Source organism: Nonomuraea sp. WAC 01424 (assembly GCF_003947315.1).
GTDB lineage: Bacteria > Actinomycetota > Actinomycetes > Streptosporangiales > Streptosporangiaceae > Nonomuraea > Nonomuraea spiralis.
Genome location: NZ_QHHZ01000016.1, coordinates 1 through 12,954, shown reverse-complemented (window position 1 = coordinate 12,954; position 12,954 = coordinate 1). Strand labels below are relative to the sequence as shown.

The following is a 12,954-nucleotide window of genomic DNA, read 5'->3' as shown; positions in this document are numbered from 1 at the left end:
GCAACTTCCGCGGTCCCGTTCCTAGTTTTCTGCAAGTCCTAAACGTAAGGAAAAGCATCATGGCGAAGCTCAGCACCGACGAGCTGCTCGACGCGTTCAAGGAGATGACCCTCCTCGAGCTGTCCGCGTTCGTGAAGAACTTCGAAGAGGTCTTCGACGTCAAGGCCGCCGCCCCCGTCGCGGTTGCCGCCGCCCCCGCCGCCGGTGGCGGTGGCGAGGCCGCCGCCGTTGAGGAGCAGGACGAGTTCGACGTCATCCTCGAGGCCGCCGGCGACAAGAAGATCCAGGTCATCAAGGAGATCCGCGCCCTCACGTCCCTGGGCCTCAAGGAGGCCAAGGACCTGGTGGACGGCGCTCCCAAGCCGGTCTTCGACGGCAAGGTCAACAAGGAGCAGGCGGAGAAGGCCAAGGCTGCCCTCGAGGGCGCCGGCGCCACCGTGACCGTGAAGTAACTTCCCACTTCACACACAGCTCTTCGAAAGAGGCGGACACACCCTGGTGCCGGGTGTGACCGCCTCTTTTCGCATGTCCGGGGACGCCTCACCGGATTCTCATCCGCGTCTCATCACCCGGCCAAAAGGCGTGCCTAGCGTGCGGGTGTGGTGAGCGAAACGAAATCCCGTGCGGCGTTGGCCGTGTTGCTCGTCGGCGCCGGAGTCCTCTACGTGTGGGGGCTCGGGGCGTCCGGGTGGGCCAACTCCTTCTATTCGGCGGCCGTACAGGCCGGGAGCCAGAGCTGGAAGGCGTTCTTCTTCGGGTCGTCCGACGCCGCCGACGCGATCACCGTCGACAAGACCCCCGCCTCGCTCTGGCCCATGGAACTCAGCGTACGGATCTTCGGCCTGAACTCCTGGGCCGTCCTCGTGCCCCAGGCGCTCATGGGCGTCGGCGCGGTGGCCATGGTGTACGCGACCGTCCGCCGGCTGTTCCCCGTCTGGGCGGCGCTGCTGGCCGGGGCGGCGATGGCGGTCACGCCGGTCGCGGTGCTGATGTTCCGCTTCAACAACCCCGACGCCCTGCTGGTGTTGTCGCTGACCGTCGCCGGGTACTGCGTGACGCGGGCCCGGGAACGCGGTTCGACGCGCTGGCTCGTGGGGGCGGGGGCGGTGATCGGGTTCGCGTTCCTGGTCAAGATGATGCAGGCGTTCCTGGTGGTTCCGGGGTTCGTGCTGGTCTACCTGGTGACCGCGCCGGGCGCTTTGTGGCGTCGGGTGTGGCAGCTCGCACTGGCGGGGGCGGCGATGGTGGTGGCCGCCGGGTGGTGGTTGCTGGCGGTGGCGTTGGTGCCCGCGTCCGAACGGCCCTACATCGGTGGCTCGCAGACCGACAGCGTGCTGGAGCTGGCGCTCGGCTACAACGGCATCGGGCGGCTGAACGGGGACGACTACGGCGGTCTCGGGAACCTGAACCAGCAGGTCGGATGGTTGCGCCTGTTCGACACCGAGGCGGGCGGGCAGATCTCCTGGCTGCTGCCTGCGGCGCTGGCGCTGCTCGTCGCCGTCACCTGGCTCACCCGGCGGGCGCCGCGGACCGATCCGGTGCGGGCCGCGGTGTGGGTGTGGGGGAGCTGGCTGGTCGTGACCGGACTGGTGTTCAGCCTGATGCAGGGGATCTTCCACGCCTACTACACCGTCGCCCTGGCTCCTGCCGTCGCCGTGCTGGTGGGGATGGGGGCGGCCGTGGCCTGGGAGCGTGGGGCGCATCGGCTGCTCGCCATGGTCGCGGCGGTGACGGTGGTGTGGGCGTACGTGTTGTTGTCGCGTACCGCGGACTGGAACGGGTGGCTGGGGACGGTCGTCCTGGTCGCGGGGCTGGGCGCGGTGCTGGGGATGTTGTTCACGCGCCGGGTCCTCGTGGGGGTGGTCGCCGTGGCGGCGTGCCTGGCGGGGCCGGCGGCGTACGCGGTGGAGACCGCCGCGACCCCGCACACCGGGGCGATCCCGACGGCGGGTCCCACCACCGGCGGCGGTTTCGGCGGACCGCCCGGCGGCGGGCCGGGCCGAGCCGGGCGACCCGGCGGCGACGGCGGCCGGGTCGCCTTCCGGCCACCCGGCGGTCGCGGCGGGGCGGGCGGCCTGCTCGACGCGCGAACGCCGCCCGCCGAGCTGACCACCCTGCTCAGGAACGGCTCCTCCACGTGGGCCGCGGCGACCGTCGGCTCGAACAACGCGGCCGGCTATCAGCTCGCCACCGGCCTGCCGGTGATGGCCGTCGGCGGCTTCAACGGCACGGACCCCGCGCCCACGCTGGAGCAGTTCAAGCAGTACGTGGCCGCGAAGAGCATCCACTACTTCATCGGCACCGGCATGGACGGCTTCGGCGGCCGGGGCGGCGGCAGCGGCGAGGCCGCTCGGATCGCGGCGTGGGTGCGGGAGACCTTCACCGCCACGACGGTCGGCGGCGTCACCGTCTTCGACCTCACCCGGAGCTGAGCCCGGAGCTGAGCCCGGAGCTGAGTGCGGCCTCGCGGACCTTGGCGATGGCGCTGGAGTCCATGAAGTCCTTGCAGTGGACGATCCTGCCGTCCCTGATCCGCAACATCAGCAGGCCGGGGACGGTGATCGGCCGATCGCCCACCTGGACGTGCGCGTTCTGCTCCACGACCACGACCTCGGGATCGTCCGTACGGTGCAGCGCGATCCGTTCCACCTCCCGCGGCACGGCGGGGGAGGCGCCCCAGGCCGCCCGGTACCCCGCGCGGACCGCCTCCCGCCCCTCGTACGGCGGCAGCCCGCCGAACGGGAACTCGTGCAGCCCGTCCTCGGCGTACAGGTCGGCCAGTTCGTCGGCCGATTTGTGCAACATCGCGCCCTGGAAGGCACCCACGATCTCCTCGACGGTCATGATGACGGCCTCGCATTCACTCAACGGTTGTTGACTCAACGAGCGTAGAGCGAATGGGGGCGAACGGTCAACACGGGTAGAGTCGGTGCGTGAGCGAGCGAGTGCTTCCCCGTGCCGAGCGGCGGCGCAGGACCGAGGGGAGGATCCTCGACGCGGCCAGGGCCCTGTTCGCGGAAGTGGGCTACGAGCGCGCGACCATCAGGGCCGTCGCCAGGGCCGCCGAGGTCGATCCCGCCCTCGTCATGCAGTACTTCGGCAGCAAGCAGGAGCTCTTCCGGCACGCCGTACGCGCTGCCCCCGCCCTCGACGCCGCCGTGGGCGCCGAGGAGCTGGTCGAGCACCTGCTCGACACGCTCAACGTGAAGATGGGCGAGCTGCCCCAGGGCTCGCTGGCGATGATGCGTTCGATGCTCACCCACCCCGAGGCGGGCGCGTCGGCCCGCGAGGCGTTGGGCCGCCAGATCGACGGGCTCGCCGCGTCGATCCCCGGCGACGACGCCCGCCTGCGCGCGGCCCTGATGACCGCGATCATGCTCGGCGTGACGGTCGGCCACCAGCTGCTCGGCCTGCTCGAGCTGCGCGACGTGCCGCCGGAGGAGATCGCCCGGGTGCTGCGCCCGAGCCTGCGCGCCCTTACTGGACCTGAAGTCTCATAACCGGCGGGTAACAAGTTATTGGAACGGGTTCCAATTCCCCGGATCGCCGCTACCGTGAGGGCGTTCTGGAAGTAAAGTGTGCGGCACGTTATCCCCTGAGTACTCCCTGTGATCGGGAAGGTGATCGGGAAGGTGGCCAGTGGGCGTCGAGGTCGTGGTCGACGGGTTGACCAAGTCGTTCGGTCGGCAGGTCATCTGGGAGGATGTCTCGCTCACGCTGCCCGCGGGTGAGATCTCGGTGATGCTCGGCCCCTCGGGCACCGGCAAGTCGGTCTTCCTCAAGACGCTGGTCGGCCTGCTGCGGCCCGACCGCGGCCACATCTGGATCGACGGCCACGACCTGGCCCACTGCGGCGAGCGCAAGCTCTACGAGCTGCGCCGGCTGTTCGGCGTGCTGTTCCAGGACGGCGCCCTGTTCGGCTCGCTCAACCTCTACGACAACATCGCCTTCCCGCTGCGCGAGCACACCAAGAAGACCGAGGCCGAGATCCGCCGGATCGTGATGGCGAAGATCGACCTGGTCGGCCTGGTCGGCGCCGAGGGCAAGCTGCCCGGCGAGATCTCCGGCGGCATGCGCAAGCGTGCCGGCCTGGCCAGGGCGCTGGTGCTCGATCCCGAGATCATCCTGTTCGACGAGCCCGACTCCGGCCTCGACCCGGTCCGCACCGCCTTCCTCAACCAGACGATCGTCGACATCAACGCCGACATCGAGGCCACGTTCCTGATCGTCACCCACGACATCAACACCGCCCGCACGGTCCCCGACAACATCGGGCTGCTCTTCCGCCGCGAGCTGGTCATGTTCGGGCCGCGCGAGATGTTGTTGTCCAGCGACGAGCCGGTGGTGCGGCAGTTCCTCAACGCCCGGCGGCACGGCCCGATCGGCATGTCGGAGGAGAAGGACGTCTCCGAGCTGGAGGCCGAGGCGCAGATGGGCCACGACCCCGGCGGGCTGCCGCCGATCCCGCCGCAGCTCATGCCGAGCGGCAACACGATCCGCCGGTCCCAGCAGCCCCCCGGCCGGTGGCTGGCCGCCAACGGGGTGATCCCGCCGCAGGGCTCGTTCGTGGACGAACTCGGCCGCGACTGGCTGGAGGAGTATCCCCGGCTGATCGACGCCCACCTGAACGGCGCCAAATAGATCATGAACCCCACCGGGAAGTCCTTCTTTGCGGCCATCGGCCGTCACTCTCCGCATTTGAGCGTGCTCTCATGGTGATCGCGGAGATCGGGCGGTTCGTCGCCATGTCGCTCGACACCGCGAGAGCGGCCGGGCGGCGGCCCTTCCAGGTGCGCGAGCTGGTCCGGCAGGCGTGGTTCATCGTCAGCGTCAGCGCGCTGCCGACCGCCCTGGTCGCCATCCCCTTCGGCGCCGTGCTCGCCATGCAGACCGGCAACCTCATCCGCCAGTTCGGCGCCCAGTCCTTCACCGGGGCCACCGCCGTGCTCGGCATCGTGCGCGAGGCGGGCCCGGTGGTGACGGCGCTGATGATCGCGGGCGCGGCGGGCAGCGCGATCTGCGCCGACCTCGGCGCCCGCCGGATCAGGGACGAGATCGACGCCATGGAGGTGCTCGCGATCGACCCCCTCCACCGGCTCGTCGTGCCCAGGGTCGCCGCGTGCGCGCTGGTCGCGCCGCTGCTCAACGGTCTGGTCACCACGGTCGGCCTGATCGCCGGCTACCTGTTCAACGTGGTCGCCCAGGGCGGGTCGCCCGGGGCGTACCTGCAGTCGTTCAACGCCCTGGCCGAGGTCTCCGATTTGTGGGTGTCGGAGGGCAAGGCGTTGGTGTTCGGGGCGACGACGGGGTTGATCGCCGCGTACAAGGGGCTGAGCGCGGCGGGCGGGCCCAAGGGCGTGGGGGAGGCGGTCAACCAGACCGTGGTGTTCGCGTCCATGGTGCTGTTCGCCGAGAACTTCCTGATCAGTGCGGTCTACAACGAGCTGGTGTTGTCATGAGGACGTTCAACCGGCAGGGCGAGTTCTACGCCCGTGCGATCAGGGCCGTACCGGCCGCCGCGCGCTACCGCCGGGAGGTGTTCAGGCTGCTGGCCGAGGTCGGGCTGGGCAGCGGCGGCCTGGCGGTGATCGGCGGCACGATGACGATCGTCGCCTTCATGACCTTCTTCACCGGCACCGAGGTCGGCCTGCAGGGTTACACCGGGCTCGACCAGATCGGCGGCTCGGCCTTCACCGGCTTCCTGTCCAGCTACGTCAACACCCGCGAGATCGCGCCGCTGGTGGCCGCGATCGGCCTGTCGGCCACCGTCGGCGCCGGGTTCACCGCGCAGCTCGGCGCGATGCGGATCAGCGAGGAGGTCGACGCGCTGGAGGTCATGGCGGTCCCGTCGGTGCCGTTCCTGGTCGGTACGCGGCTGATCGCCGGCTTCGCCGCAGTCATGCCCCTCTACGTGCTCGGCCTGCTCGCCTCCTACGTCGCCACCCGCCTGATCGTCACCGTGCTCCACGACCAGTCCACGGGCACCTACGACCACTACTTCGACCTGTTCCTGTCGCCCTACGACGTGTTGTGGTCGTTCGGCAAGGCGATGGTCTTCGCCGTCCTGGTGATCCTCATCCACTGCTACTACGGCTTCCACGCCACCGGCGGGCCCGCCGGGGTCGGGGTGGCGGTCGGGCGGGCCGTACGCGCGGTGCTGGTCACGGTCAACCTCGCGAACGTGCTGCTCGGCCTGGCCATCTGGGGCACCACGACGACGGTGAGGCTGGCCGGATGAGACACGGCGCCGCGCTGCTGGCGATCATCGCCGCGTTCACGGCCCTGACGCTGGCCGTCTACACGAAGGCGTTCTCCACCGCCCGGCACGTCACGCTGCTGCTGCCGGCCGCCGGGCTCCAGCTCGACCGCCGGGCCGACGTCAAGGTCAACGGCGTCGTGGTCGGCGAGGCGGCCGACCTGGCGCCCGCCGAGCGCGGCGCCCGCGTCACCCTGGCCCTCGACCAGGACGTGGACCGCGCCTCCACCGTCGAGCTGCGGGCCAAGACGTTGTTCGGCGAGAAGTACGTCGCCCTGATCCCGCCCAGATCACCACGCGGCCCGCTGCGCGACGGCGACGTGCTCAGGTCGTCGGCCACGGCCGTCGAGATCACCCAGATCCTCGACCGCCTGCTGACCCACCTGCGCGCCGTCCATCCCGAACGCCTGAACGCCGCCCTGAACGCCCTGGCCACCGCCCTGGACGGCCGTGGGGCCCGCCTCGGCAGAACCCTGGACAGAACCGACGCCTACCTCAAACGCCTCCAGCCCTACCTTCCGACGATAAAGCGGGACATCGCCAAGCTTGTCGACGTCGCCGACCAGTACGGCCAGGCCGCCCCCGACCTCCTGCGCACCCTCGCGAACACCGCCGCGATCAGCCGCACCCTCACCGCCGTCCCACCGGCCCCGGCCGCCGACGCCGTCACCGTGGCCGCCACCGTCGCCGACCGTCTGCTCACCGCGAACGAGCCCGGCCTCGTCGGCCTCCAGCACGTCATCCGGCCCGTCCTCGACATCACCGCGTACCACGCGCCGGTCATCCCGTGCGTTCTGCGCGGGCTCGTACGCCTGCGTCCGATCCTCGACGACACCTTCGGCCACGGGAGCGCGAAGGCGGTGCTGGAGATCGTCCGGCCGGCGCGTCCGTACGAACCGGGCAAGGACACCCCGCGGTACGCCGACCGCAGAGGCCCGGCCTGCTACGGCCTGCCCGACCACCCGCCCGTGCCCTTCCCGGGGGTGCGCTTCGACGACGGCACCACGGACCTGGCGAGGCTGATGCTGCGATGACCACGCTCGGGCCGGCGCTCAAGCTGGCCGCCTTCGCCCTCGTCACCACCCTGTGCGTGGCCACCCTCGCGATCACGATCTCGGGCGCCCGGTTCACCGCCGCCGTCGTCTACCACGCCCTGTTCACCGACGCCTCGGGGCTGCGCGAGGGCGACGAGGTCCGCATCGCCGGGGTGCAGGTGGGCCGCGTCGAGACCGTGACGCTGGCGGGCACGCAGGCGGAGGTCGCCCTCTCCGTACGGCGGACCACCGCCCTGCCCCGCGCGGTCGTGGCCGCGATCCGCTGGCGCAACCTCATGGGCGACCGCTACCTGACCCTCTCCACCGGCCCCGGCGGCCCCGGCCTGCTCCCGCCCGGCGCCCGCATCACCGCCACCCGCCCGGCGCTCGACGTCACGGCCCTGTTCAACGGCTTCAGGCCGCTGCTCAACGCCATCCGCCCCCAAGACGTCAACAGGCTGAGCTGGCAGATCGTCCAGGTGCTCCAGGGCGAGGGCGGCACGGTCGAGGCCCTGCTCGGCCACATCGCCTCGCTCACCGGCACGCTCGCCGACCGCGACGCCGTGATCGGCCGGGTGATCACGAACCTCGCCGCGGTGCTCGGCGAGATCGCCGGCCGCGAGCACGACTACGACCGCCTGCTGAGCGACCTGCGCGCCCTGATCGGCGGCCTGGCCGACGACCGCGAGGCCATCGGCGACTCCCTGGCCACGCTCGACCGCCTCACCGCCGTCACCGGCGACCTCCTCGGCAAGGCCAGACCCGACCTGCGCGCGAGCGTCCGGCACGCCGGCGGCCTGCTCAAGGCGCTCGACGCCAGGAGCGCCCTGGTCGAGGACACCCTCAAGCGCGCCCCCGGCCGCCTCGGGCAGCTCGTCCGGGTCACCTCCTACGGGTCCTGGTTCAACTTCTACCTCTGCTCCCTCACGGTCAGGAGCGGCGGCGTACGCACCCCGAAGATCGTCAACGGGAGCCCGCGATGCCACTGACCCCCTTCAGGAGACGCGACCCCGTGCCGCTGGGCATCGGCGGCGTCATCGTGGCCCTGGCGCTCGTCGTGGCGGCCCTGGGCGTCGCGGGCCTGCCGCGCGGGGGCACGTACTCGGCCGCGTTCGCCGACTCGGCGGGCCTGCGCGAGCACGACGACGTGGTGATCGCCGGGGTCAAGGTCGGGGAGGTCGTCGGCGTCGACCTCGAAGGCGATCACGTACGGGTCGGCCTGCGGGTGGCCGACGACGTCCGGCTCGGCTCGCTGACCAGGGCGGACATCCGGATCAAGACCCTGCTCGGCGCCCACGTCGTGATGCTCGTCCCCGACGGCCCGGGCCGGCTCCAGGGGCAGATCCCGCTGTCGCGCACGAGCGTCCCCTACGAGGTCGCCCCCGCCGTCGCCGACCTGGGCAAGGCCGCGGGCAGCGTCGACGAGCGGGCCCTGGCCCAGGCCATGACCGTGTTGTCGCAGACGATGGAGGGCTCCTCGGCGGAGATCAGGGCGTCCCTGCGCGGCCTCGGCAGGCTCTCGCGTACCGTCGCCGCCCGCGACGACCGCCTCCACGACCTGGTCGGCCACGCCCGTACCGTCACCGGCCTGCTCGCCCGCAGGAACGCCGACCTGCACGGCCTGATCACCGACGGCGACCTGCTGCTGCGCGAGGTCTCCGCCCGCCGCGCGGTCGTCCACGGCCTGCTGGTCAACACGGTCGTGCTGGCCGGGGAGATCGACGGTCTGGTCGCCGACAACCGGACCACGCTGATGCCCACCCTCGAACGGCTGCGCTCCTTCGTGGCCGTGCTGCGGCGTCAAGAGGAGAGCCTCGACCGGTCGCTGGCCCTGCTCGGGCCGTTCGCCCGGCAGCTCGCCGATGTGACCGGCAACGGCCGCTGGTTCGACACGATCATCCAGAACCTGGTCCCGCTGCCCGTCGAGATCCGGCCGCCGGACCCCCTGCCCGAAGGACCCGCCCGATGAGACCTCCGCTCGTCCTGGTGCTCGTGCTGCTGACCGCGGCCGGCTGCGGCTTCGAGGGGGTGGCCTCGCTGCCGCTGCCCGTCGCCGCCGACCTGGGCGATCGGCCCTATCCGGTGACCATCCAGTTCGCCGACGCGCTCGACCTCGTGCCGCGCTCGGCGTGCAAGGTCGACGACGTCACCGTGGGCGAGGTCACCGGCGTGGAGCTGGGCCGCGACTGGCGGGCCGACGTGGTCTGCCAGGTGCGCGGCGACGTCGCCCTGCCCGACCGTACGACGGCGGCGATCTCGCAGACGAGCCTGCTGGGGGAGAAGTTCGTCAGGCTGGTGCCCGCCGGGCGCGGGCGGTTGAGCGGGCCGATCCCGGTGGCCCGTACCAGCACGACCGCCGAGGTCGAGGAGGTGTTGTCGGCCGCCTCGCTGCTGGTGGACGGCGGCGGCCTCGACCAGGTCGCCACGCTCAACCACGAGCTCGGCGACGTGCTGGACGGCCGCTCGGCCCGGCTGAAGGACCTGCTGCGCAGGCTCGGCGCGTTCGCCGCCGGGCTCGACGGCTCGAAGAGGCAGATCGTCCGGCTGATCGACGAACTGGACGACCTCACCGGCACCCTCGCCGCCCAGCGCGCCACGATCAGGACCACCGCCACCGAGATCGGCCCGGCCGTCACCCTGCTCAAGGACCAGCGCACGGACCTGACCGCCATGCTCGCCGCGCTCGACCGGCTCGGCCGCACCGCCACCCGGGTCGTCGAACGCTCCCACGCCGACACTCTCGCCAACCTCCGCCACCTGCGCGAACTCCTGCTCAACCTCGACCGGGCACGCGACAGCGTCGCGGACGGCCTGGCGACGGCGATCACGTTCCCGTTCCCCGGGTCGGCCTCGACGATGTTGCGCGGCGACTACGGCAACACCGACCTGACCGTCGACGCCTCGCCCTCCACCGCGCTGCGCAACCTGCTGGGCGGTGCGCGATGACCGCCCGGCTGCTGGCGTTCGTGCTGATCGGGGTGGTGGCGGTGGCGTACACGCTGGTCAGGTACGCGCGTGTGGGCGCCGACCTGTTCGACCCCGCCTACCGGGTCACGGTCGAGCTGGCCGACGCGGGCGGGCTGTTCGACGGCTCCGAGGTGACCTACCGGGGGGTGCCGATCGGGCGGGTGGAGTCGCTGGCCGTGGCGGGCGACGGCGCGCGGGCGGTGCTCAGGCTCGGGGCGGGCACCCCGGTCCAGGCCGGCGGGCTGCTGGCCGTGGTGGCCAACCGGTCGGGGGTGGGGGAGCAGTACCTCGACCTGCGGCCCGCCGGGGGCGCGCGGCCGTACCTGCGGGAGGGGGACGTGATCGGGCGCGGGCAGACCCGGCTGCCGGTCGCGACGGCCCAGCTCCTCGGTGACACCGACCGGCTGCTGTCCTCGGTCGACCCGCGTGACCTGGAGACGGTGGTGACCGAGCTGGGGAAGGGGCTCGGGGGCAACGGTCCGTACCTGCGGCGGCTGGCCGACGCGGGCGAGCGGCTGCTCGGACAGGCCGAGAGCGTGCTTCCCGAGACCGTCGCGGTGTTGCGCGACGGTGAGACCGTGCTCGACGCTCAGCGGGCTTCTGGGGGCCATCTGAGGGCATTCGCGGGAGATTTGGCGAGCCTGACCGATTCGCTTAAGAAGGGGCGCGGCGACCTCGCGCACGTCAGCGGCCGTACGCCCCGCGCGACCGGGTCCGTCGAACGCCTGCTGAACGGCGTCGCGCCCGACCTGCGCCCGCTGCTGACCCACCTCGTGATCGGCGGCCGGACGGCCGGCTCCAGGGTCACCGCCCTGCGCCAGCTCCTGATCGGCTACCCGGCCGCCGTGGCGGGCGCGTTCTCGGTGGTGGACCGCGACGGCGTGCACTTCGGCCTCGACCTTGACCTCAACGTGCCGAGGCCGTGCACCCGCGGCTACGAGCGCGTACGCAGGCGCGACCCCCACGACGTCAGCCCGCGCCCGGTCGATCCCGGGGCGTTCTGCAAGGAACCGCGCGGCAGCGCGACCGGGGTGCGTGGCGCGCGCAACGCACCGGCTCCCCAACCGCCTCCGTCGATTCCGGGGCTCGGGAAGTGGCTGGCGGGTTATGATCCGGCGACCGGCCGGAAGGGGTGAGCACAGGTGGGGGGACTTCCCGCGCGGCCGGCCCGCATCCTCGTCGCCGCGCTCAGCGTGGCGCTGGCGGTGCTCGTCGCCACGGGTGTGTGGATCTCGTTCCAGGCCCGTGACGCGCAGGCCGCGGCCGACGACAGGCAGGCCGCGCTGCTCGCGGCCGGCACCCACGCCAAGAACCTGGTCTCGCTCGACTACAAGACCGTGGACGCCGACGTGCGCCGCATCCTCGACACCTGTACGGCCGGGGCCAGGACCGGTTACGAGGCCATCGCGGGCAAGCTCAAGAGCACCACGGTCGCCAACAAGGTCGTCCAGCACGGCGTGCTGCGCGCCACCGGCCTGGTGTCGATGTCCGGCGGCACGGCGAAGGTGCTGGTGGTGGCCGACGCCGAGATCCGCTGGGACGGCTCCAAGAGCCCGCCCCAGGAGCGCTTCTACCGCTGGACGATGGACGTGACCAAGGTCGGCGGCGTCTGGCTGGTGTCGAAGGTGGTGCAGGTGGTGTGAGAACCGTCACGGTCGTCCTGCTCGGCGTCCTCGTGGTCGTCGCGGGCGTGCTGGTGCCCACGATGTGGTTCGACCTGCGCGAGCTCAAGGGGGCCGACGGCGCCGCGGCCGAGGCCATGGCGACGGCCAGGCAGGTCGCCCCCGACATGTTCTCCTACGACTACCGCTCGGTCGAGGCCGACCTGGCCAGGGCGGGGGCGTACACGACGGGTGAGCTGACCAGGCACTACAAGGAGCTCACGACGTCGCTGGTGTCCAAGGCCAAGGCCGAGAAGACCGTCCGTACGGCGGCCGTGGTGGACGCCGGCGTCGAGCGCGCCACGCCCGACAAGGTCGAGGTCCTGTTGTTCGTGAACATGGTTACGGTAAAAGTAGTGCCGAACCAGGACAGGCCCCAGCAACAGGTCACCCAGAACCGCGCCCGGTTCGTCATGGTCCGGCAAGACGGGCGCTGGCTGGTGGCGGGGCTGTCCACGCTGCTGGGAACGGCCTGAGCCGCCGGGCGCGCCGCTTCCTTCAATTGTTACCAAAAATCGGGTTTGGTGCACCCCTTGATAGGGGTACTCCAGTCACAGCTACACCGGTCGTCGGCATGGGTTCGACCCCCGGGGTGACGGAGCGTTAACCGCCCACGATCGCGGGTATCGTCTTGGGCCTGGCGGTAGGCGTCCGATCACGCAGGGGAGAAAACCCAGCGTCCGGGCCCCTAGTCGGCTAAAAGTCGGGCTTGCGGGCTTGACGTTTGCGCCTGAACGGGCGATGCTGCGACCAACGTGGAGCATGCAGCGAGAGTGAAGTGGACAGGCGTGTGCCGTTCGGCTACACTGCCCCTTTGCGCTGCCCTTTGACGACCCGTGATGCTTGCTCACGTTGCGAGGTTGTCTGGCGTGCGTGTAGTCAGTCCGCCGCGAGCCCTCGGAAGGACATCTGTTGGCAGCCTCGCGCAACGCCTCCGCCGTACCCGCTGGTCCCCGTCGCGTTTCTTTCGCGCGTATCCAGGAGCCCCTCGAAGTTCCTGACCTTCTCGCTCTGCAGACCGAGTCGTTCGACTGGT

The 12,954-nt window shown here is 71.3% G+C and carries 14 protein-coding genes; 13 read left to right on the top strand and 1 reads right to left on the bottom strand.

Going from position 1 to position 12,954, the window contains the following annotated elements:
• The first annotated feature begins 59 nt into the window (after positions 1–59).
• On the top strand, positions 60–452 hold the full coding sequence (rplL, locus tag DMB42_RS37040) for a 50S ribosomal protein L7/L12 (RefSeq protein WP_125642938.1): 393 nt from the start codon (positions 60–62) through the stop codon (positions 450–452).
• A 150-nt stretch (positions 453–602) separates the two neighbouring features.
• Positions 603–2,432 (top strand): glycosyltransferase family 39 protein, encoded by a 1,830-nt coding sequence (locus DMB42_RS37035; protein ID WP_260478168.1) that lies wholly within the window; start codon positions 603–605, stop codon positions 2,430–2,432.
• Here the strand turns inward: DMB42_RS37035 and DMB42_RS37030 are convergent.
• Entirely contained in the window at positions 2,419–2,868 is a 450-nt protein-coding gene (locus DMB42_RS37030) for a nuclear transport factor 2 family protein (RefSeq protein WP_221762523.1), read from the bottom strand. The two genes, DMB42_RS37035 and DMB42_RS37030, sit on opposite strands and share 14 nt — an antisense overlap.
• Before the next feature lie 65 nt (positions 2,869–2,933).
• On the opposite strand from DMB42_RS37030, the gene DMB42_RS37025 reads away from it, so the two are divergent.
• The 11 genes from DMB42_RS37025 (at position 2,934) to DMB42_RS36975 (ending at position 12,394) form a co-directional block, all read left to right on the top strand.
• The gene (locus DMB42_RS37025; RefSeq protein WP_125642932.1) at positions 2,934–3,500 is read left to right on the top strand and encodes a TetR/AcrR family transcriptional regulator; all 567 of its coding nucleotides are present in this window, start codon (positions 2,934–2,936) and stop codon (positions 3,498–3,500) included.
• Between the two features lie 139 nt (positions 3,501–3,639).
• On the top strand, positions 3,640–4,641 hold the full coding sequence (locus DMB42_RS37020) for an ABC transporter ATP-binding protein (protein WP_125642928.1): 1,002 nt from the start codon (positions 3,640–3,642) through the stop codon (positions 4,639–4,641).
• A gap of 71 nt (positions 4,642–4,712) precedes the next feature.
• Positions 4,713–5,459 carry an ABC transporter permease gene (locus tag DMB42_RS37015; RefSeq protein ID WP_125642925.1) on the top strand — a complete coding sequence of 249 codons (747 nt, stop codon included), beginning with the start codon at positions 4,713–4,715 and terminating at the stop codon, positions 5,457–5,459.
• Positions 5,456–6,238, top strand: a complete 783-nt coding sequence (locus tag DMB42_RS37010) for an ABC transporter permease (protein ID WP_125642922.1) — start codon at positions 5,456–5,458, stop codon at positions 6,236–6,238. Before DMB42_RS37015 ends, DMB42_RS37010 begins: the two co-directional genes overlap by 4 nt.
• On the top strand, positions 6,235–7,290 hold the full coding sequence (locus DMB42_RS37005; RefSeq protein WP_125642919.1) for an MCE family protein: 1,056 nt from the start codon (positions 6,235–6,237) through the stop codon (positions 7,288–7,290). The genes DMB42_RS37010 and DMB42_RS37005 overlap by 4 nt, the downstream gene beginning before the upstream one ends.
• Positions 7,287–8,279, top strand: a complete 993-nt coding sequence (locus tag DMB42_RS37000) for an MCE family protein (RefSeq protein WP_125642916.1) — start codon at positions 7,287–7,289, stop codon at positions 8,277–8,279. Before DMB42_RS37005 ends, DMB42_RS37000 begins: the two co-directional genes overlap by 4 nt.
• Positions 8,270–9,259: an MCE family protein gene (locus DMB42_RS36995; protein ID WP_221762522.1), complete on the top strand. Its 990-nt coding sequence runs from the start codon at positions 8,270–8,272 to the stop codon at positions 9,257–9,259. Before DMB42_RS37000 ends, DMB42_RS36995 begins: the two co-directional genes overlap by 10 nt.
• Positions 9,256–10,236, top strand: coding sequence for an MCE family protein (locus tag DMB42_RS36990; RefSeq protein ID WP_125642913.1), 981 nt, complete (start codon positions 9,256–9,258; stop codon positions 10,234–10,236). The genes DMB42_RS36995 and DMB42_RS36990 overlap by 4 nt, the downstream gene beginning before the upstream one ends.
• Positions 10,233–11,393 carry an MCE family protein gene (locus DMB42_RS36985; RefSeq protein WP_125642910.1) on the top strand — a complete coding sequence of 387 codons (1,161 nt, stop codon included), beginning with the start codon at positions 10,233–10,235 and terminating at the stop codon, positions 11,391–11,393. Before DMB42_RS36990 ends, DMB42_RS36985 begins: the two co-directional genes overlap by 4 nt.
• A 6-nt stretch (positions 11,394–11,399) precedes the next feature.
• Positions 11,400–11,900, top strand: a complete 501-nt coding sequence (locus DMB42_RS36980) for a hypothetical protein (protein ID WP_125642907.1) — start codon at positions 11,400–11,402, stop codon at positions 11,898–11,900.
• On the top strand, positions 11,897–12,394 hold the full coding sequence (locus DMB42_RS36975) for a hypothetical protein (protein WP_229824921.1): 498 nt from the start codon (positions 11,897–11,899) through the stop codon (positions 12,392–12,394). The genes DMB42_RS36980 and DMB42_RS36975 overlap by 4 nt, the downstream gene beginning before the upstream one ends.
• Positions 12,395–12,954: the final 560 nt, after the last annotated feature.